Consider the following 19,683-nt stretch of genomic DNA (forward strand, 5'->3'; position numbering starts at 1 on the left):
ACGGACCCTCAGATCGTGAAGGTCCTCTCCAGGCGGACGCGTCCGCCCAACTCCACGATGCCGTCAGGGCCGGGGGCGGTCAGCAGCTGCGACCCCCGGCCCTGCGTGATGTTCAGGGCCCGTCCCAGCTCGGCCGTCAGGAGCAGCGCCGCCGCGCCCGTCGCCTCGTCCTCGTCGATGCCGTCGCCGCGCCCCGGGAAGCCGCGCGCCCTGACCCGGCCCGCGGCCTCCTCCTGCCAGGCCCAGGCGTAGATCCACTCGCCGGGCTCGGGGATCTCCAGGGCGTCCACCTCGGCGGCGGAGCCGTACTGGCGCAGGGTCCGCGGCGGCGCCCACTCGGCGCGCGCCTCGATCCAGGTGAACTCCCCGTCTCCGCGCACCCACACCTCGCCCGCCGGTGGGCAGATGACCTCCAGGTCGAGCAGCCAGGCGGCGCCGACGAGCGGGTATCCGGCGAACGGCAGCCGCACGCCGGGGGTGTAGATGTCGACGTGCCCGCGCTCCGGGTCGTCCACGAACACCGTCTCGCTGAAGCCGAGTTCCTTGGCGAGCGCCTGCCGGGAGGCCTCGTCGGGGTGGTGTCGGGGGTCCCGTACGACTCCGAGGGCGTTGCCGTGGCGGCCGTCGCCCGCACAGAAGACCCGGAGGACGTCGATGTCAGTGGCGGTCGTGTTCATGACGGAATTGAAACATCCGAAGCGGGGCTGGTGTGCCGCTCCGCGTGTGTTCCGTCGGGGAGCACCAGGGAGGGGGGCTGCTCATGCCCAGGTGGGGACGTGGCGGTCACGTCACGGGAGCGCCGGCGGCGGGGCTGCTGCTCGTCGGTCTGCTGCCGCAGAGGCAGCGGCGGCGACCACCGTCCGGGAGGACGGCACGGCCCGGCTCTACGCGGGCCGCCCCGACGGCCTGGGCGCCTCCAAGCCCGTCGATCTGGGCTGGGGCGCCCGCTAGCGGGCGGCAGGGCCGCACCCGATCATCGGGTGCGGCCCTGCCTGTTGGGGGGTGGCGGTAGAGGGGGTGCCGCTCAGGACTCCAGGGCACGGCGGCGGACCGCGATGACGACGGCCGCGCCCGCGCCGGCGATCAGGCCGGAGGCGGCGAGGAGGAGGCCGGTCGGGGTGCCCGAGCCGGTGGCCGCGAGGGCGCCGGAGCCGCCGCCGACCGAACCGGAGCCGCCTACCGTGCCCCCGCCTCCTACGGTCCCGGCGCCGCCCGTGGTGGACGAACCGCCGGCCGAACCCGAGCCGCCGGTGGTGCCGGTGGTGCCGGTGCCGTCCGTCGTGGAGGAGCCGCCGGAAGTCCCGGGCAGTGCGGCGTCCTTGTCCGCGGCGAGGGTCACGGTCACCGGGTCCATCTCGGTGCCCGCGGGGTAGCCGCCCCGGGCACCCGGGGCGCTGAACGTGGCGGAGCCGGCCGCGGTGAGCTTCGCCGGGAGGTCGGCGAGGGTGACGAGCCCCTTGGTCACGGTCCAGTCGGCCTTGGACAGGTCCAGGTCGACCAGGGCGACGTCGTCGTTCTTCTCGCCGGTGGCGCTGGTGACGTCGGCGGTGAGGGTGCCGGTGGTGCCCTCCGCCCTGACCTCCAGGTCGGAGACGGTCCATTCGATGCCGTGCGCGGCGCAGACGAAGGCGACCTTGCCGGAGAAGGCGGCCTCGGCCTTGCGGGCGTCGGCGTCCAGGTCGGCCTTGACGAAGCCGAAGTCGTAGGCGGTGCCCCGCTTCACGGCGCCGCCGGAGGCGGTGACGGTGCCGCCGCACATCTCGCCGACGTACCGCTGCCAGCTCTGCTTGACGCCCCAGGTGAGCCGGCCGTCGACGACGCCGGCGGCGGGGTCGGTCGGCGGCTGCGTCGTGGGGGCGGTGGTGGGGGCGGTGGTCGTCGGGGCCGGGGGCGTCGGGGCCGTCGTGGTGGGGGCCGGGGACGTCGGTGCCGTGGTGGTGGGCGCGGGGGACGTCGGCGCCGTCGTCGTCGGCGTGACGGGCGGGGTCGTCGGGGGCGTGGTGGTCGGCGGCGGCGTCGTCGGCTCGGTGGTCGGGGGCGTGGTCGTCGGCCGGGCGCCCGCCTTCACGGTGAGCGTGGCGGCGTCGAGTTCGTCGCCCTCCTTGTAGAAGCCGCCGAACGCGGCGGCGCCGTCCTTCGTGAGCTTCGCCGGTATGTCCTTGAACACCATGGCGCCGCCCGCGCCCTGGGCCGGCCGGACGCGGCTCATGTCGAGCGCCGCGAAGGCGATGTCGTCGCGGGTGCTGACGCTGCCGTCCTTCTCCTTGGTGACGACGTCCGCGAGGATCTCGCCGGTCGGCGCGGCCGAGCCCTTGGTCGTCAGCCGGACGTCGGAGATCCGGATGTCGAGGGCGCCCGAGTGGGCCTCGAAGCGGACACCGCCCTTGAAGGAGTTGGCGGTGGCGTGCGTGGACGTGTCGTAGGTGCCGGTGCCGTCGACGAAGGTGAAGACGCCGTTGTTCGCCGCCTGCTCGGCGCCGCCTTCGAGTGTGGTCTTCCCGTGCGCGAAGGGCTGCGCCAGGTACGTGCGGAAGGACTGCTTGATGCCCCAGTCCAGGGTGCCGTCGCTCAGTGTCATCGGAGGCGGGGCGTCGGCCGCCGAGGCGGGCAGGGCCAGGGCGACGGCGCCCGTGCCGAGGGCGGCGGCCGTGGCGACGGCGGCTGCCAGGGTGACGGATCGGCGCAGGGGGGTGGCCATGTCGGGGTTCTCCTAGCTGGTGCTCGGGGGCGGCGCAGGGGGTGCGCGCGGGGCGGGGCGTGGGGGCGGTACGGGAGAGAGGGCGGTACGCGGCAGGGGTAAGCCCATGGGGTCAGTCCGTGCGGGTACCGGTACGGCGACGGCGTACGGCGACGAGGACCGCGAGCGCGGCGGCGAGGAACACACCAGCGCCGATCGCGACGTACGTGCCGGTGGAGTCGGTGGCGGCCGTGGCGGAGGCCGGAGCGGCCGGTGCCGACGGGGCGACGGTGGTCGCGGAGGCGCTCGGCTCGGGCTTCGCGTCACTGCCGAGGTCCGGGAGCGCGGGCAGCTTCGCCGTGGCGTCGAACGTGACGGCGAGCGACACGGGGTCCATCGCGGTCCCCGCCTGGTACATCCCGCCGAAGGCCCTGGCGCCGCCCTCGGTGAGGGTGGCGGGGGCCTCGGTGACGGCGGCGAGGCCGTTCCTCGGGGCGAAGTCGGGGGCGGTGAAGGTGACGAGGGGCACGGCCTTCGTGGTGGTCCCGGCGCTGGTGACGTCGGCGCTGAGCGTGCCCTTGCCGCCGGTCACCTTCGCGGTGACCTTGGCGAGCGTGAGGTCGAGGTGGGCGCCGGTGAAGCGGACGCTGCCCGCGAAGGCCGCGTCCAGGGTCTGCTTCCGCGCGTCGTACGTGCCCTTGCCGTCCGGGAAGCGGAAGAGCGCGCCGCCGTCCTGGGCGCCGCCGGCGAGGGTCCACTTCCCCTGGGCGATGGCCCCGGTGACGTACTCGCGGAAGGTCCGGCGGACGCCCCAGTCGACGGCGGCGGTCCTCAGGGCGCCGGGGCTCGCCGCGCTGCCGGGTGAACTCGCCGTGGGCGTCGGGCTCGTGGAGGGCCTGGCGGTCGCTTCGGCCGTCGGGCGGGGGGTCTGTGCGGTGCTCTGCGCGGTGGGCTTCGGGGACCGGACGTCGACCGTGAGGCTGACCGGGTCGAGCTGGGTGCCGGCCGGGTAGTAGCCGGCGAAGGCCGCGGCGCCCTGCGCGGTGAGCGTGGCGGGCACGCCGCTGAGGGCGACGGGGCTGCCGCCGCCGCGCATGTCGATGCCGCCGAGGTTCAGGTCGGCCAGCGGCACCTGCGCTCTGACGCTCATGCGTCCGCTGCCCTTGGCCTTGCTCGCCATGTCGGCGTAGAGGGTGCCGCGGCCGCCCTGGACGACGACCCGGGGGCGGCTGACGGTGAGGTCGAGTTCGTTCGTGCCGTCCGCCCTCCGGTGGCCCGTGAAGCGGACGCCGCCGGCGAAGGCGGCTTCGAAGGCGCCGGTCGCGGGGTCGTACGAGCCCTGCGCGGAGTGGAAGCGGAACTGGCTGCCGCCGACCGTCGCGGCGCCGCCGGTGAGGCCCCAACTGCCCTGCGCGATGGGCCCGGTGACGTAGCTCTGGAAGGAGGACCTGATGCCCCAGTCGAGCCGGCCGCCCTGCACCGTGCGGCTCTCCGCGTGGGCGGCTGAGGCCGGGATCAGGGCCGAGAGCAGGGCCGTGAGGAGGCTCACGGCGAGCGCGCGGGCGGGTCTGGACAGCGGCATGGGATCCCTTCCAGGGGGCATCGCGGGCTAGCAAGTGAGGTAAGGCTAACCTAAGCTACATCGAGCCTCGGCCGGAACCTCTCCGGCCCGAGAGCACGGCAGAACGTGGCAGAACGCCACAGATCGACTGACAGGACGGTGCCCGGTGCGCAGAACTCGCCTCGCGGGAGCGCTGACAGCAGTGCTCGCCCTCGCCCTCACGGCGACCGGCTGCGGTGACGGCAGCGGCCACGGAAGCGGCGGTCCGGGCGCCCCGGCCTCCGCCAGGACCGCCACGACTCCCGACCGGGTCGAGCCGCTCGCCGACCCGGCCGGGCCCCGACTGCCCGTCACCGTCCCTTCGGCGGACGGGCGTACCGTCACCGTCACCTCGGCCGACCGGATCGTCCCGCTCAGCGGCTCCCTCAACGAGATCGTCTTCACCCTCGGCCTCGGCGGGAAGGTCGTCGCCCGCGACATCACCGCCACCTTCGAACAGGCCGCGGACCTCCCGGTGGTGACCCGCGCCCACGACGTCTCCGCCGAGAGCGTGCTCTCGCTGCGCCCCACCGTCGTCCTCGCCGAGTCCACCACCGGCCCGGCCGAGGCCGTCGCCCAGATCCGGGACGCGGGCATCCCCCTGGTCGTGGTGAAGCCCGCCAAGGAGCTCGCGGACGTCGGCACCCGGATCGACGCGGTCGCCGCCGCCCTCGGCGTACGCGACTCCGGCACCACGCTCAGGGAGCGCACCCGGCAGCGCATCGACGCCGTACGGAAGGGGATCCCGGCCCGCGAGGAGAAGCCCCGGGTCGCCTTCCTCTACGTCCGCGGCTCCGCCGCCGTCTATCTGCTGGGCGGCGCCGAGTCCGGCGCGAGCTCCCTGCTCGAAGCGGCCGGAGCGGTCGACGCGGGCAAGGAGTCCGGACTGACGAAGGACTTCACCCCGCTCACCAGCGAGGCCCTCGCGCAGGCCGCGCCCGACGCGATCCTCGTCATGCGCAAGGGACTCGAATCGGTCGGCGGGGTCGAGGGCCTGGTGGAGCTCCCTGGCGTCGCCCAGACCCCGGCGGGCGCCGGCAAGCGGGTCGTCGCCGTCGACGACGGCGTCCTCCTCAACTACGGCCCGCGCACCGACCAGGTCCTGAAGTCCCTGGTCGGCCAGTTGTACGGGAAGCAGAAGTGACGGCGCTCGTGGAGGCCCCCGCCACGCCGGAACCCCCGGCGGCGCGGCCTCCCGCCCGGCGCCGCGGGCGGTCCACCGTCCTGACCGTCTCGCTCCTCGCCGCCCTGCTCCTCCTCTCCCTCCTCTCCGCCGGGATCGGCGCGTACGAGATCCCGCTCGGCGACGTCCTCGCCTCCGTCCAGCACCGGACCGGGCTCGGCGGGCACGCGCTGGACCGCACGGCCGAGAGCGTCCTGTGGAACATCCGGCTCCCCCGGGTCGTCCTCGCCGTCCTCGTCGGCGCCTCGCTCGGCTGCGCGGGCGCCCTCATGCAGGGCGTGTTCGGCAACCCGCTCGCGGAGCCGGGCGTCATCGGCATCTCGGCCGGTGCGGCCGTCGGCGCGGTCGGCGCCATCGCGCTCGGGCTCACCTTCCTCGGGAACTGGACGGTGACCGTCTGCGCCTTCGTCGCCGGCCTGGCGACCGTGCTGCTCGTGTACGCGATGTCCCGCTCGGGGGGCCGGACGGAGGTCGTGACCCTGATCCTCACCGGGATCGCGGTGAACGCCTTCGCGGGCGCGCTGATCGGCCTCTTCCTCTTCTTCGCCGACAACGCGCAGATCACCCAGATCACCTTCTGGCAGCTCGGCTCGCTCGCCCAGGCGACCTGGCCCAAGGTCCTCGCCGTGCTGCCCTGCGCGCTCCTCGGTCTGGCCGTCGCCCCCTTCCACTCCCGCCGGCTCGACCTGCTCGCGCTCGGCGAACGGCCCGCCCGGCACCTGGGCGTGGACGTGGAGCGGCTGCGGATCGCGCTGGTCCTGGTGGTGGCACTGCTCACCGCGGCGGCGGTGGCGGTCGCCGGGATCATCACTTTCGTCGGGCTGCTCGTCCCGCACCTGCTGCGGATGGCGAACGGCCCCGGGCACCGCTTCCTGGTGCCGGGCAGCGCGCTGGGCGGCGCGGTCGTCCTGGCGGCCGGCGATCTGGCGGCCCGCACGGTCGCGGCCCCGGCCGAACTCCCCCTGGGCGTCCTCACCGCCCTCCTCGGCAGCCCGTTCTTCTTCTGGCTGCTGCGCAGGACCCGTCGCAGGCAAGGTGGTTGGGCATGACTTCCATGGGATCCGCACGCTGGAAGGCACTGCTCCCGGGCCGGCGCACCCGCGCCCTCCCCTCCCCCGCCGCGCGCGGCGAGCTCGTCGCCGAGGCGGTCGGGCTGCGGGTCGCGCTCGGCGGGCAGGCGGTGCTCGACGGCGTCGGGATCGGGGTGCGGGCCGGGGAGGTGCTGGCCCTGGTGGGGCCGAACGGCGCCGGGAAGTCGACGCTGCTGGCCGCGCTCGCCGCCGATCTCGCCCCGGGCGCCGGGGAGGTACGGATCGGGGGGCGGCCCGCCGGCGGCTGGACGGCGGGTGAACTCGCCCTGCGCCGGGCGGTGCTGCCGCAGGCCGCCGCGCTCACCTTCCCCTTCCCCGTCGCCGAGGTCGTCCGGATGGGGCGGGCGCCCTGGGCCGGTACCGAGCGGGAGGACGAGGACGAGGCGGCCGTCGCGCTCGCGATGGCGGCGACCGAGGTCGAGGCCTTCGCCGGGCGGCCGTTCTCCGCGCTGTCGGGCGGTGAGCGGGCCCGGGTCGCGCTGGCCCGGGTCCTGGCCCAGCGGACCGGGCTCCTGTTGCTCGACGAGCCGACCGCGGCGCTCGACCTGCGCCACCAGGAACTGGTGCTCCGGGTCTGCCGGGAGCGCGCGGCGGCCGGGGACGCGGTGGTGGTCGTGCTGCACGACCTCGGGCTCGCCGCCGCCCACGCGGACCGGGTAGCGGTCCTGCACGGCGGCCGGATCGAGGCGGCCGGGGCGCCCTCGGAGGTGCTGGACGCGGAGGTGCTGAGCCGGGTCTACCGGCAGCCGGTGGAGGTCTTCCCGCACCCGCGGACCGGGGTCCCCCTCGTCGTACCGGTGCGGTCGGGTCCGCACCGGGATCCGGCGTCGCCACACCTCCACGACCCGGACAATTCGGCCTCCTTGACCGGCCCTTGACCCCGCCATGAGGACCCCATGGAGAGCCTGTGACCCGCCCGTGTCCGGCCCCGCGGAGCTGAGAGCTGAATCACGGAACGGGCGGGTATGACTGAGGTAAGCCTCGGTTAAGTTAGGTCCGCCTCACCCCTGTCCCCCGCTTTCCTGGAGTCCCCATGCGAGCCGTCCGCCTCTCCGTCGTCACCGCCGCCGCGACCGCGGCAGCCCTGACCGCCGTCACGGGCTGCGCCGAGAAGAGCGACGCCAAGGGAGCGGACGGCGCGGTCACCGTGATCGCCAAGGACGACTCCTGCGAGGTGTCGAAGAAGGAGTTCCCGGCCGGCCACGTGACGCTCGCCGTCGAGAACCGCGGCTCCAAGGTCACCGAGGTCTACGTCCTCCACCCGGACGACCGGATCGTCACCGAGCGCGAGAACATCGGCCCCGGCACCAAGGCCACCATCACCGCCGAGATCAAGGCCGGCGACTACACGATCGCCTGCAAGCCCGGCATGGTCGGCGACGGCATCCGCCAGGAGGTCAAGCTCACCGGCGCCGGCGCCGCGAGCGCCAAGCGTTCCCCGGAGATGGACGCCGCCGTCGCCGCCTACCGCCAGTACGTCCAGGCGCAGGCCGACGCGACCCTCCCCAAGGTGAAGGTCTTCACCGACGCCGTCCGCGCCGGGAACATCGAGGCCGCGAAGAAGGCCTACGCCGAGTCCCGCATCGGCTGGGAGCGCACCGAGCCCGTCGCCGAGTCCTTCGGTGACATCGACCCCAAGGTCGACGTCCGCGAGGACGGTCTGGAGGAGGGCCAGGACCCGGCGAAGGACTGGACCGGCTGGCACCGCCTGGAGAAGGCGCTCTGGAAGGACAAGAAGCTCGGCGCCGCCGAGAAGCAGCTCGCGGACACCCTGGAGAAGGACCTCGCGGACTGGGTGAAGCGGGTCGGCAAGGCCGAGATCACCCCGACCTCGATGGCCAACGGCGCCAAGGAGCTCCTGGACGAGGTCGCCACCGGCAAGGTCACCGGCGAGGAGGAGCGCTACTCCCACACCGACCTCGTCGACTTCAAGGCGAACGTCGAGGGCGCGCAGAAGTCCTTCGACCTGCTCAAGCCGGTCGCCACGAAGAACGACCCGAAGCTGGTCGCCGAGCTGGACAAGCAGTTCGCCGCGCTGAACGCGCTGCTCGACAAGTACCGCACGGACAAGACGAGCTACGTCTTCACCTCGTACGAGAAGGTCGGCGAGCCCGAGCGCAAGGAGCTCTCGGACGGCGTCAACGCGCTGGCCGAGCCGCTCTCGAAGCTCGCCGCCGCGGTCGTCAAGTAAGGGTCGGGAACGCACGGTCGAGAGAGCGGGGACGGGGAGCATGTCGGAACAGGCCCAGGAGCAGTCGACGGCGGGGGCCGCGCCCTCGCGCCGTACGGTCATCGGCTGGGGCGGGGCCGGGCTCGCGCTCGGCGCCGCCGCGGCGGGCGGCGCCGTGGCACTGGCCCGGGACGGCGGGGGCACCGCGCCCGTCGCCGACACCGGCGGGGCCGTGCCCTTCCACGGCCCGCACCAGGCCGGCATCGCCACCGCCGTCCAGGACCGGCTGCACTTCGCCGCCTTCGACGTGAAGACGAAGGACCGCGCGGAGCTGGTCCAGCTCCTCAAGGACTGGACGCGGGCCGCCGAGCGGATGACGGCCGGCGCCGAGGTCGGCGAGGGCGCGTACGGCGGGCTGCCGGAGGCGCCGCCGGACGACACCGGCGAGGCCCTCGGCCTCAAGCCCTCCCGTCTCACCCTCACGATCGGCTTCGGCCCCACGCTCTTCGACGGGCGTTTCGGGCTGGAGGGCAAGCGGCCCGGGGCGTTGGTGGAGCTGCCCAAGTTCCCGGGCGACAACCTGGATCCGGCGCGCAGCGGCGGCGACCTGTGCGTGCAGGCCTGCGCGGACGACCCGCAGGTCGCCGTGCACGCCATCCGGAACCTCGCACGGATCGGCTTCGGCAAGGTCGCGGTCCGCTGGTCGCAGCTGGGCTTCGGCAAGACGTCCTCGACGACCCCGGACGCCCAGACCCCGCGCAACCTCTTCGGCTTCAAGGACGGCACCCGCAACATCGCGGGCACCGAGACCGAGCGGCTCGCGAAGCACGTGTGGGTCTCCGGCAAGGACGCCGAGGGCTCCGCGGCCTGGATGGACGGCGGTTCGTACCTCGTCGCCCGCCGCATCCGCATGAACGTCGAGACCTGGGACCGCACCCCGCTGGGCGAGCAGGAGGACATCTTCGGCCGCGACAAGCGCGAGGGCGCCCCGGTCGGCAAGGCCAAGGAGCACGACGAGCCGTTCCTGAAGGCGATGAAGCCGGACTCGCACGTCCGCCTCGCGCACCCGGACACCAACGGCGGGGCGACGATCCTGCGGCGCGGCTACTCCTTCACGGACGGCACGGACGGCCTCGGCCGGCTGGACGCGGGCCTGTTCTTCCTTGCCTACCAGAAGGACGTCCGGACCGGCTTCATCCCGGTGCAGACCTCGCTCGGCCGCGCCGACGCCCTCAACGAATACATCCAGCACGTGGGTTCGGCACTGTTCGCCGTCCCGCCGGGCGTCCGGGACAGGGACGACTGGTGGGGCCGGGCGCTGTTCTCCTGACGGAGCTGACGGAGAAGGAGCACCGACGTGTTCGGTAACTATCTGATCGGCCTGCGCGAGGGCCTCGAAGCCAGCCTCGTCGTCTGCATCCTCATCGCCTATCTGGTGAAGACGGACCGGCGGGACGCGCTGAAGCCGATCTGGATCGGCATCGGCGTGGCCGTGGGGGTGGCCCTGGCCTTCGGCGCGGGCCTGGAGTTCGGCTCCCAGGAGCTGACCTTCGAGGCGCAGGAGCTGCTCGGCGGCACGCTGTCGATCGTCGCGGTCGTCCTGGTGACCTGGATGGTCTTCTGGATGCGGCGCACCGCCCGGCACCTGAAGGCCGAGCTGCACGGGAGGCTGGACGCGGCGCTCCGGATGGGGACGGGCGCGCTGGTCGCGACCGCGTTCCTGGCGGTGGGGCGCGAGGGCCTGGAGACGGCGCTCTTCGTGTGGGCCTCGGTACGGGCGTCGTCGGACGGCTCGTACGCGCCGCTGGCGGGGGTCGTCCTCGGCCTCCTCACGGCGGTACTGCTGGGCTGGCTGTTCTACCGGGGCGCGCTGAGGATCAACCTGGCGAAGTTCTTCACCTGGACCGGCGGGATGCTGGTCGTCGTGGCGGCGGGCGTTCTCGCGTACGGCGTGCACGACCTCCAGGAAGCGCGCTTCCTCGACGGGCTCGCGGACAAGGCCTTCGACGTCTCGGCGACGATCCCTCCGGACAGCTGGTACGGCACGCTCCTCAAGGGCGTCTTCAACTTCCAGCCGGACCCGACGGTCCTTCAGGTCACGGTGTGGGCGCTGTATCTGGTCCCGACGCTCGCACTGTTCCTGGCCCCGATAGGGTCGGGTCCGTCCGTGCGGGTGGAGAAGCAGAAGGCGATCGATGAGCAGGCTGAGGCTGAGGCGAGCGCCGAGACGAACGGCTGAGCGTCTCGCGGCACGACCGGTGAGGGCGCTGGCGGCCACCGCCGCGGCGACCGTGCTGGCGCTGACCGCGAGCGGCTGCGTGACGGTCCACGGCGAGACGGCGCTGCTTCCGGCGGTGACGAAGGACGAGGCCGCGCAGGCCCTCGCCGACTTCACCGCCGCCTACAACCGGGCCGACAAGGCCCACGACCCCGCCCTGGACGCGGGCCGCGTGACCGGTCCGCTCGGGGCCATCAACCAGGCGGGGCTACGCTCGCGGGCGGTCACGAGCCCCGGCGGCAACCCGAACCACCAGCCCCTCGAACTGACCGACGCGCGGTTCGTCGTGCCCCGCAAGGCGGGCTGGCCGCGCTGGTTCGTCGCGGATGCCGACTCGAACCGCGACGTCGACCAGGGCCGCGCCGACCAGCGCTGGCTCCTCGCCTTCGTGCGCAACGGGCCCGAGCAGCTGTGGGAGGTCGCGCACCTGGTGGTCGTCAGCCCGGAGGTGGTGCCCGAGTTCGCCGAGGAGGAGGGGTACGCGGTGCCGGTCGCCGCGGACAGCGACGCCGTCGCGGTCGCGCCCGAGGACCTCGGGGCGCAGTACGTGGCCTGTCTGCAGGACGGGAAGCCGGGGCCGTACGCGGCGGGCCCGCACACCTCGCTGTGGCGCGAGGAGCGGCAGAAGGGCGCGAAGCGGCCGGGGCTCGCCACGCAGTACATCGACCGCGTCGCGGACCAGGGGGACTTCGCCCCGCTGGGGCTGCGGACGAAGGACGGCGGCGCGTTCGTCTTCTTCGCGACCCGGTACTTCGAGCGGCAGACGGCGGCGCAGGGCTACCGGCCGAAGGTCGGCCCGGACGTCAAGGCGCTGCTGACCGGCACGGTGAAGAACACCGTCACCAAGGAGTGGGTGTCGAACCAGGTGGTCCTCGTGAAGCCGGCGGGCACGGACCGGGACGGGGTCACGATCGCGGGCCGGCTCCAGGGCGTGGTCGGCGCGGTGGGCTCGTAGGAACGCGCGAGGCCTGGTCCCCCGCCCGCCTCAGCGGGTCAGCGGCCAGGCGATCTCGTGGGCCGTGTGCTCCCCGTCGCCCTCGGCCTCCCGAGCGGCCGCGTGGCGCGCGCAGGCGTCGGTGAGGGTCTCCAGGAGGTTCAGCGGGTCCGGCAGCGGGTGCTCGGGGCCGCGGACCCAGGCGACGACCGGGTGGGCGTCCTCGTCCCCGGGCAGCCGGGCCGGCGGTACGAGGACGTAGCTGCCGCGGCAGTGCCAGCGCAGCCCCGGATGCTCGTCCATGGTCTCCGGGTGGCAGTCGAGCTCACAGGGCCACCACTCGTCCTCGTCCTCGGGGGTGCCGCGGGTGGCGGTGAAGAAGAGCATGCGCCCGCCGACCGGGTCGACGTCGGCGGACTCGGCGACGGGTCCCACCTCGACGCCCTCCGCGAGCAGACGCTCCAGGGCGGCGCGGCCTGCGGCCAGCGGGACGTCGAGGACGTCGTGGACCATTCCGGTGGCGGTGACGAAGTTGGCCTCGGGCTCGTTCCGCGCCCAGCGCTCGATCTGGGCGCGGTCGGTGGTCGACTGGGTCTGCCACGCGAAGGAGACGGGGTGCCGGGCGGGGGTGGGACAGCCGATCCGCTCACACGAACAGCTGTAGCCGACGGGATACGCGGCGGGGGCCAGGGGCAGCCCGGCGGCGGCGGTGGCCAGGAGCAGCTTCTCGCGGTCGTTCTCCGCGTCGGCCGCGGTGCGTTTCGGGCGCCTGCGCAGCCACTGTGCGAGTTTGCTCTCCGTGCCGCGGTAGCGGCCGATACCGTCGCCCATCTATCCCCTCACAGCTCATGCTCGCCCGTTCGGCTCTGCCCATGGTCCCACCATCCTGCGCCCCGGGTGACCGGAGTGTGAAAGCGGGGTGCGGAAACGGGGCGCGGGGCGCGCCGGAGGGGGTGGTGCGAGGAACCACCCGAACGGTCCACAGCGCGGGGCGCGCCGAGGGCGGACCATGGGTCCACCGATCTTCGGTTCTTCCGTCCGCCCGTTCGTGAGGAGCCCTCTTTGCGCCCCACTCCGCGCACGTCCTCGCCCCGCCGTTACCTGATGTGCCCACCCGCGCACTTCTCGGTGACGTACTCGATCAATCCCTGGATGGACCCCACGAAACCGGTCGACCTGCCGCTGGCCCTGGCCCAGTGGGAGGACCTGCGCGACCGGTACCGCGCGCTCGGCCACACCGTGGAGCTCCTGACGCCCGACCCGGCGCTGCCGGACATGGTCTTCGCGGCGAACGGCGCCACGGTCGTCGGCGGCCGGGTCCTCGGCGCGAGGTTCGCCCATGCCGAGCGGTCCGACGAGGCCGCCGCCCACCTGTCCTGGTTCCGCAGGAACGGTTGGCCTGAGGAAGCGGTCCGGCTTCCGGAGCATGTGAACGAGGGCGAGGGCGACTTCGCCGTCACCGCCTCGTGGATCCTGGCGGGGCGCGGTTTCCGCTCCAGCCCGCTCGCCCACGGGGAGGCGCAGGAGTTCTTCGGCCGGCCGGTGATCGGTCTGGAGCTGGTGGACCCGCGCTACTACCACCTGGACACGGCGCTGTGCGTCCTGGACGACGCCCGGGACGAGGTCATGTACTACCCGGCCGCCTTCTCCCCGGGCAGTCGCGCGGTGCTGGCCCGGCTCTTCCCGGACGCGCTGATCGCGACGGAGGAGGACGCGGCGGCGCTCGGTCTCAACGCGGTGAGCGACGGTCAGCACGTGCTGCTGCCGCAGGCGGCGGTGGGCCTCTTCGAGCCGCTGCGGCAGCGTGGCTTCGAGCCCGTCGGGATGGACCTGAGCGAGCTCCTGAAGGGCGGCGGCAGCGTGAAGTGCTGCACGCAGGAGCTCAGGCCCTAGGGAATGTGACGACACCCCCTAGGCGTCCTGCTCCGGCGGCCAGGAGTCGCCCCAGTCGGCGTCGCGGGCCTGCTTGTACAGGGGCCCGCGACGCTTGGTGACCGTCTCCCGGGCGAGCCCGTCGGGGCCGCAGAGTTCGAGCTGGACCAGGCCCTTGCGGATCTGCGGCCTGCGGGTGATGCGGGCGGGTGTGGGGGTCACCGGGAAGCGGGTGGCGGCGACGTAGCTGTACTTCTCGTCCTCGTACGGCAGGGAGCCGCCCTTCACCTGGCGGTGCAGCGAGGAGCGGCTCACCCGGGCCGAGAAGTGGCACCAGTCGGTGCCGGGCGCGATGGGGCAGGCCCCGCTGTGGGGGCAGGGTGCGGCGACGGTGAATCCGGCGTCGATCAGCAGCGTGCGGGCGGCGATGATCCGCTCGTAGCCGTCGGGGGTGCCGGGTTCGACGACCACGACCGCCTGCGCGGCGCGCGCCGCCTCGGTCACGAGCGCCGTGCGGTCGGCCTCGGTGAGCTCCTTGAGGACGTACGAGACGGTGACGAGGTCCGTGTCCGCGAGCCGCAGCGCGGTGCCGATCCGCTCGCGCCGCCACTCGGCGTCGAGGGCGCCGGCGGCCAGCTCGCGGCCGAGCGCGAGGGCGGGTTCGGCCCAGTCGAGGACGGTGGTCCGGGGCGGCGCCTCCTCCCAGGCCTCGGCGACGGCCCAGCTCGCCGCGCCGGTGCCGCCGCCGACGTCGGTGTGCGTGGCCGGCGCCCAGTCGGGCGCCGCCTCCCGTAGGGCGTCGAGGACGCCCCGTACCGCCTCGAAGGTCGCCGGCATGCGGTACGCGGCGTACGCGGCGACGTCGGAGCGGTCGCGCAGCACGGGGGCGTCCGTCGGGGTGGTGCCCCGGTAGTTGGCGATCAGCCGCTCGACGGCGCGGGCCGCCTGGGTGGGCGGCAGCCCGTCGAGGAGCCCGGCGAGGGCGGCGCGCAGGGACTCGGCGGAGGGAGGGGAGACGTTCACCGAGACAGTCTAGGCGGCGGGGCGACCGCTCACGGGGGGCCCGGGGCAGCCCGGTGGTCAGCGGGCGTGGACGGCCCGCCAGGCGTCGAAGGAGCGGTTCCACTGCTCGCCGGTGAGTTCGGTCAGGGAGGCCGGGAAGAGGCCGTCCTCCTCCTTGGCGATGTGGTCGTGGAGTTCGTCGACGGCGCGGACGAACTCGGCCCGCTGGGCGTCCGAGCCGAGATCGAGGCGGGCGAGGAAGGCGGCGAGCTCCCGGTGCTCGGCGGCGAGGGCGTCGACGTAGGCCGTGTACTCCTCGTTCTCGCGCATGACGGCGAAGAGGCCGCGCTCCTCGCCCGACCAGTGGGCGAGGAGCAGCACGGCCATCCGCTCCACGAGGGTCCGCGCGCCCTCCCGGTCCCCCGCGTCGAGCGCGCGGACCGCGTCCCCGGCGAGGTCGGTGATCGCCTCGTGCTCGGCGATGAACTCCTTGATCAGGGGGATCTCACGGCATCCGCAGTAGTGGCACATGGGGCTGATCGTCACATTGCGGATGGGGCCCGGCCCGGTGCCACACCGGCGCTAGGACGTGGGGGCGGCAGCGCGCCAGGGGCGGCACAGGCCCAGGAAGCAGGTGAGGGACAGGGCGGCGCAGGCGAGCTGGACGACGGCCATCGGGACGGCCGTGTGCTCGCCCGCGATGCCGACGAGCGGGGAGGCGATCGCGCCGACGAGGAAGGAGGAGGTGCCGAGGAGCGCGGAGGCGGAGCCGGCCGCGTGCGGGGTGCGCATCAGCGCCTGGGCGTTGGTGTTCGGCAGGGCCAGGCCCATCGCGGACATGAGGACGAACAGTCCGGCGGCGACGGGCACGAGTCCGACCTCGCCGAAGACGCCGGTCGTCATGAGGACCAGGGCGAGGGAGGCGAGCAGGATGGTGCCGATGCCCCAGCCGAGGACCTTGTCGAGGCTGACGCGGCCGACGAGGAGCTTGCCGTTGATCTGGCCGACGACGACGAGGCCGATCGAGTTGAGGCCGAAGAGGAGGCTGAAGGTCTGCGGTGAGGCGCCGTAGATCTCCTGGACGACGTACGGCGAGGCCGAGATGTAGGCGAAGAGGGCCGCGAAGGCGAGGCCGCCGGTCAGCATGTAGCCGGCGAAGACCCGGTCGGCGAGGAGTCCGCGCATGGTGCGCAGGGCGTGGCCGACACCGCCCTCGTGGCGCCGCTCGGGGGGCAGGGTCTCGCCGAGGAAGCGCCAGACGACGAGGGTGAGCAGGATGCCGATCACGGTGAGGACGTGGAAGACGCCCCGCCAGTCGGTGACGCGCAGGATCTGGCCTCCGATGAGGGGCGCGACGATCGGGGCGACGCCGGAGATCAGCATCAGGGTGGAGAAGAAGCGGGCCATCTCGACGCCGTCGTAGAGGTCGCGGACGACGGCGCGGGCGATGACGATGCCGGCGGCGCCCGCGAGGCCCTGGAGCAGCCGGAAGCCGATGAGGAGTTCGGCGGTGGGCGCGAGGGCGCAGACGGCGGTGGCGAGGACGTACACGACCATGCCGGCGAGGAGCGGCCGGCGGCGGCCCCACTTGTCGCTCATGGGGCCGACGACGAGCTGGCCGAGCGCCATGCCGGCGAGGCAGGCGGTGAGCGTGAGCTGGATGGTGGCGGCCGGTGCGTGGAGGGCGCCGGTGACTTCCGGAAGCGCCGGGAGGTACATGTCCATGGAGAGCGGGGGCAGGGCGGTGAGTCCGCCCAGGACGAGGGTGACGAGCAGCCCCACGCGCCGGGCGGCGGTGACGGGACCTGCCGGGGCGACCGAGGCGCTCTCGGATATGTTCCCTTGTGTTGTTTTCTGACCGCTCTCCGGCATCGACTGCTCCATTTCGTTGAATCCTTGCTTATGCTCTCAGCTCGATCGGCATGGTCGAGACCTCTGTGGGACGGGTGGGGAAACATGAGCAGAACGGTGCGCTGGGGAATCCTGGCGACGGGCGGCATAGCGGAGCGGTTCACGACGGACCTCCTGACGCTCGACGGCGCCGAGGTCGTGGCGGTGGCGTCCCGCACGGAGGCGTCCGCGAAGACCTTCGCGGACCGCTTCGGGATCCCGCGCGCGTACGGAGAATGGGCCGGGCTCTTCGCCGACGAGGACGTCGACGTCGTGTACGTGGCGACGCCGCACCACGCCCACCGGGAGGCGGCCGGGCTCGCCCTGGAGGCGGGAAAGCCGGTGCTCTGCGAGAAGGCTCTCACGCTCAACGCCCGCGAGGCGGAGGAATTGGTCACCCTCGCCCGGGACCGCGGCCTCTTCCTGATGGAGGCCATGTGGATGTACTGCAACCCGCTCGTCCGGCGGCTCGCGGAACTCGTGCGGGACGGGGCGGTCGGCGAGGTCAGGACCGTCCAGGCGGACTTCGGGCTCGCGGGCCCCTTCGCCGCCGACCACCGGCTGCGGGACCCGGCGGTGGGCGGCGGGGCGCTGCTCGACCTCGGGGTGTACCCGGTGTCGTTCGCGCAGCTGCTGCTCGGCGAGCCGGACTCCGTCCAGGCACACGCGCTGATCTCGCCGGAGGGCGTCGACCTCAACACGGGGATGCTGCTGGGCTGGGACTCGGGCGCCTCGGCGCTGCTGTCCTGCTCGCTCGTCGCGGACACCCCGCTGACGGCGGCCGTGACCGGCACGCTCGGCCGGATCGAGGTGCCGCGCGGCTTCTTCTTCCCCGAGCGGTTCACGCTGCACCGCGACGGCCGGGAGCCGGAGGAGTTCCTGGCGGGCGACGACCCGCACTCCTTCCGGCACGAGGCCGCCGAGGTGATGCGCTGCCTGCGGGCGGGCGCGACGGAGTCGCCGCTCGTGCCGCTGGACGGCTCGCTCGCGGTCATGCGGACGCTCGACGCCGTACGGGAGCGCGTCGGCGTTCGCTATCCCTCCGAGCGGGGCGCGCACTGACCCGGTAGGAGGACGGGGCATCCACGTGTCGGACGGATGAGTTCACAGGGCACGCGTCTCGCGTACGCTGCGCGCCCATGAGCATCGCAGTGGTGACGGGAGCGGGTTCGGGCATCGGCCGGAGTGTGGCCCTCGCCCTGGCGGCGGCCGGCTGGTCGGTGGCCCTGGCGGGCCGCCGGGCGGCCACCCTGGAGGAGACGGCGGCGGCAGCGCCGGCCGGGGACTTTCTGGTCGTCCCCACGGACGTCACCTCGGCGGACGAGGTGGCGGCCCTCTTCTCGGCGGTGAGCGACCGCTACGGCCGGGTCGACCTGCTCTTCAACAACGCCGGTACGTTCGCCGGCGGCGGCGTCCCCGTCGAGGACCTGGACCCGGAGACCTGGCGCGCGGTCGTCGACGTCAACCTGACGGGCGCGTTCCTCTGCGCGCAGGCGGCCTTCCGGGCCATGAAGGAGCAGCAGCCGCAGGGCGGGCGCATCATCAACAACGGTTCGATCTCCGCTCACGTGCCGCGCCCGCACTCGATCGCGTACACGGCGACGAAGCACGCCATGACGGGCCTCACGAAGTCGCTGTCGCTCGACGGGCGCCCGTACCGGATCGCCTGCGGTCAGCTCGACATCGGCAACGCGGCGACCGAGATGACGGCCCGCATGCAGAGCGGGATCCTCCAGGCCAACGGACAGCTGGCGGCGGAGCCGGTCATGGACGCGGCGGACGTGGCGGCGACGGTGGTGCACATGGCGGCACTGCCGCTGGAGGCGAACGTGCAGTTCGCGACGGTCATGGCGACGTCGATGCCGTACATCGGCCGGGGCTAGGGCCTGTCCGACCCTGATCCGCAGGACAGGCCCTGGACACGTGGTGGGGGCCCCGGCCGACGGTGGGGCGGGGGTTACGCCTGGCCCGTCTCGAAGCGGGCGACCTTTCCTCCCTCGACGGTGAACTGCCACTTGGTCCGCATCTCGCCCCAGGTGTCGTTGCGGTAGCGGGCGACGAGGACGCGTCCGCCGTCCGCCTCGGACTCGACGTTCATGTGCCCCCGCGAGGAGAAGATCTCCTTGTCGGTCCACTGGCCCAGGTCGCGCTCCGAGCCGTCGTCGGACATGGTCGCGCCGGGCGCCAGGGCTGCGGCGAAGGCGGTCTCGTCGTTGGCGTTGAGGGCCGTGACGAAGGCACGCACGGCGGGGTCGGTGAGCTGGTTCACGGGAATCGTCATGCCCTAGCCGTACACCCGTCGGCGCGTCCGGCCCGGTGACCACGGCCGTACGCGGGCCGCGGATCGCTCGTACGCACCTGCGTGTTCGCTGGCCCGCGCCAGGTCCGTGCGGGCAGGATCGGGGCAACTGCCGCACTCAGCACAGGAGGCACGATGTCGGACATCGTGAAGGTCGTCAGGCTGTACGCGAAGGAGGCTCCGGTCGGGGTCCTGGACGGACGGATGGTGGGCCTGCTCGCGCAGCCGGAGCAGTACGCGGAATGGGCGGTGAGCCCCGAGGCCGGCGGGTTCCGGCTCACCGTGAAGGGCACGGAGGAGACCGTCGTCGCGGAGGGCGTCGAGCGCGCCCCCGTCGCCGTCCGGCCCGACGACTCCCCCGCCTCCGTCTGGCGCCTCCAGCGGGTCACCGAGGAAGGCGTCAGGACGGTCGCCGGCCTCGACGACCTCCGGGACGGGGTCTACGTCATCGACCAGAACGGCTTCGCGCTCGGGCGGGACCTCTTCGAGGACCGCTCGCAGCTCCCCAAGCGGGTGTTCGTCCGGACGGACGACCGCGACCCGCAGTGGAGGATCGAGGTCCTCGCCTGAGACGACTCGGGCGAGGGCCCCGACGGCCCCCCGGTCAGGTCAGGCCCAGGTGACGAGGCGCTTCGGCTGCTCCAGGACCGCGGCGATGTCCGCGAGGAACTTGGAGCCGAGCTCGCC

Annotated in this window: 19 protein-coding genes; 11 read left to right on the forward strand and 8 right to left on the reverse strand. The window is 73.6% G+C overall.

The genetic code is table 11. The annotated features are described in order from the left end of the window. Positions 1–8: 8 nt before the first annotated feature. The 3 genes from IE124_RS08355 to IE124_RS08365 all read right to left on the reverse strand — a co-directional run bounded on the left by IE124_RS08355 (position 9) and on the right by IE124_RS08365 (position 4,259). Positions 9–677 (reverse strand): PhzF family phenazine biosynthesis protein, encoded by a 669-nt coding sequence (locus IE124_RS08355; protein ID WP_189506360.1) that lies wholly within the window; start codon positions 675–677, stop codon positions 9–11. 347 nt (positions 678–1,024) lie between these two features. Next, complete coding sequence (locus IE124_RS08360) at positions 1,025–2,698, reverse strand: HtaA domain-containing protein (RefSeq protein ID WP_189506362.1); 1,674 nt, start codon at positions 2,696–2,698, stop codon at positions 1,025–1,027. 112 nt (positions 2,699–2,810) lie between these two features. After that, a complete protein-coding gene (locus IE124_RS08365; protein WP_189506364.1) occupies positions 2,811–4,259 on the reverse strand; it encodes an HtaA domain-containing protein in 1,449 nt (482 codons plus the stop codon). 145 nt (positions 4,260–4,404) lie between these two features. On the opposite strand from IE124_RS08365, the gene IE124_RS08370 reads away from it, so the two are divergent. From IE124_RS08370 to IE124_RS08400, 7 genes are all read left to right on the forward strand, one after another. After that, complete coding sequence (locus tag IE124_RS08370) at positions 4,405–5,421, forward strand: heme/hemin ABC transporter substrate-binding protein (protein WP_229832263.1); 1,017 nt, start codon at positions 4,405–4,407, stop codon at positions 5,419–5,421. After that, the gene (locus IE124_RS08375) at positions 5,418–6,509 is read left to right on the forward strand and encodes a FecCD family ABC transporter permease (RefSeq protein WP_189506367.1); all 1,092 of its coding nucleotides are present in this window, start codon (positions 5,418–5,420) and stop codon (positions 6,507–6,509) included. The genes IE124_RS08370 and IE124_RS08375 overlap by 4 nt, the downstream gene beginning before the upstream one ends. Beyond that, positions 6,506–7,429 (forward strand): heme ABC transporter ATP-binding protein, encoded by a 924-nt coding sequence (locus IE124_RS08380; protein WP_229832265.1) that lies wholly within the window; start codon positions 6,506–6,508, stop codon positions 7,427–7,429. The genes IE124_RS08375 and IE124_RS08380 overlap by 4 nt, the downstream gene beginning before the upstream one ends. A gap of 155 nt (positions 7,430–7,584) precedes the next feature. After that, a complete protein-coding gene (efeO, locus tag IE124_RS08385; protein WP_189506369.1) occupies positions 7,585–8,742 on the forward strand; it encodes an iron uptake system protein EfeO in 1,158 nt (385 codons plus the stop codon). 40 nt (positions 8,743–8,782) lie between these two features. After that, the gene (gene efeB / locus IE124_RS08390) at positions 8,783–10,051 is read left to right on the forward strand and encodes an iron uptake transporter deferrochelatase/peroxidase subunit (protein WP_189506371.1); all 1,269 of its coding nucleotides are present in this window, start codon (positions 8,783–8,785) and stop codon (positions 10,049–10,051) included. Between the two features lie 27 nt (positions 10,052–10,078). Continuing rightward, positions 10,079–10,960 carry an iron uptake transporter permease EfeU gene (gene efeU, locus IE124_RS08395; protein WP_189506373.1) on the forward strand — a complete coding sequence of 294 codons (882 nt, stop codon included), beginning with the start codon at positions 10,079–10,081 and terminating at the stop codon, positions 10,958–10,960. Then, a complete protein-coding gene (locus IE124_RS08400; protein ID WP_189506376.1) occupies positions 10,917–11,954 on the forward strand; it encodes an SCO2278 family lipoprotein in 1,038 nt (345 codons plus the stop codon). Before efeU ends, IE124_RS08400 begins: the two co-directional genes overlap by 44 nt. A gap of 30 nt (positions 11,955–11,984) precedes the next feature. On the opposite strand, the gene IE124_RS08405 is transcribed toward IE124_RS08400, so the two are convergent. Beyond that, positions 11,985–12,764 (reverse strand): bifunctional DNA primase/polymerase, encoded by a 780-nt coding sequence (locus IE124_RS08405; protein WP_189506377.1) that lies wholly within the window; start codon positions 12,762–12,764, stop codon positions 11,985–11,987. Between the two features lie 231 nt (positions 12,765–12,995). Between IE124_RS08405 and ddaH the strand changes: the two genes are divergently transcribed. Continuing rightward, a complete protein-coding gene (gene ddaH, locus IE124_RS08410) occupies positions 12,996–13,826 on the forward strand; it encodes a dimethylargininase (protein WP_368858277.1) in 831 nt (276 codons plus the stop codon). An 18-nt stretch (positions 13,827–13,844) separates the two neighbouring features. On the opposite strand, the gene IE124_RS08415 is transcribed toward ddaH, so the two are convergent. The 3 genes from IE124_RS08415 to IE124_RS08425 are packed head-to-tail and all read right to left on the reverse strand — an operon-like array spanning position 13,845 to position 16,679. Further along, entirely contained in the window at positions 13,845–14,828 is a 984-nt protein-coding gene (locus IE124_RS08415; protein WP_189506378.1) for a small ribosomal subunit Rsm22 family protein, read from the reverse strand. A gap of 57 nt (positions 14,829–14,885) precedes the next feature. Continuing rightward, on the reverse strand, positions 14,886–15,353 hold the full coding sequence (locus IE124_RS08420; RefSeq protein ID WP_229832267.1) for a hemerythrin domain-containing protein: 468 nt from the start codon (positions 15,351–15,353) through the stop codon (positions 14,886–14,888). A gap of 36 nt (positions 15,354–15,389) precedes the next feature. Further along, a complete protein-coding gene (locus tag IE124_RS08425; RefSeq protein ID WP_189506449.1) occupies positions 15,390–16,679 on the reverse strand; it encodes a multidrug effflux MFS transporter in 1,290 nt (429 codons plus the stop codon). Positions 16,680–16,763: 84 nt separating this feature from the next. On the opposite strand from IE124_RS08425, the gene IE124_RS08430 reads away from it, so the two are divergent. Together IE124_RS08430 and IE124_RS08435 are read left to right on the forward strand one after the other, a co-directional pair. Continuing rightward, the gene (locus IE124_RS08430; RefSeq protein ID WP_189506380.1) at positions 16,764–17,759 is read left to right on the forward strand and encodes a Gfo/Idh/MocA family protein; all 996 of its coding nucleotides are present in this window, start codon (positions 16,764–16,766) and stop codon (positions 17,757–17,759) included. 77 nt (positions 17,760–17,836) lie between these two features. After that, a complete protein-coding gene (locus IE124_RS08435) occupies positions 17,837–18,580 on the forward strand; it encodes an SDR family oxidoreductase (protein WP_189506382.1) in 744 nt (247 codons plus the stop codon). A 74-nt stretch (positions 18,581–18,654) separates the two neighbouring features. Here the strand turns inward: IE124_RS08435 and IE124_RS08440 are convergent, their stop codons facing one another. Beyond that, entirely contained in the window at positions 18,655–18,978 is a 324-nt protein-coding gene (locus IE124_RS08440; RefSeq protein ID WP_189506385.1) for a nuclear transport factor 2 family protein, read from the reverse strand. A gap of 153 nt (positions 18,979–19,131) precedes the next feature. On the opposite strand from IE124_RS08440, the gene IE124_RS08445 reads away from it, so the two are divergent. Beyond that, a complete protein-coding gene (locus tag IE124_RS08445) occupies positions 19,132–19,566 on the forward strand; it encodes a ricin-type beta-trefoil lectin domain protein (RefSeq protein ID WP_189506387.1) in 435 nt (144 codons plus the stop codon). Positions 19,567–19,683: the final 117 nt, after the last annotated feature.

This window comes from Streptomyces narbonensis (assembly GCF_014649015.1).
GTDB classification, from domain to species: domain Bacteria; phylum Actinomycetota; class Actinomycetes; order Streptomycetales; family Streptomycetaceae; genus Streptomyces; species Streptomyces narbonensis.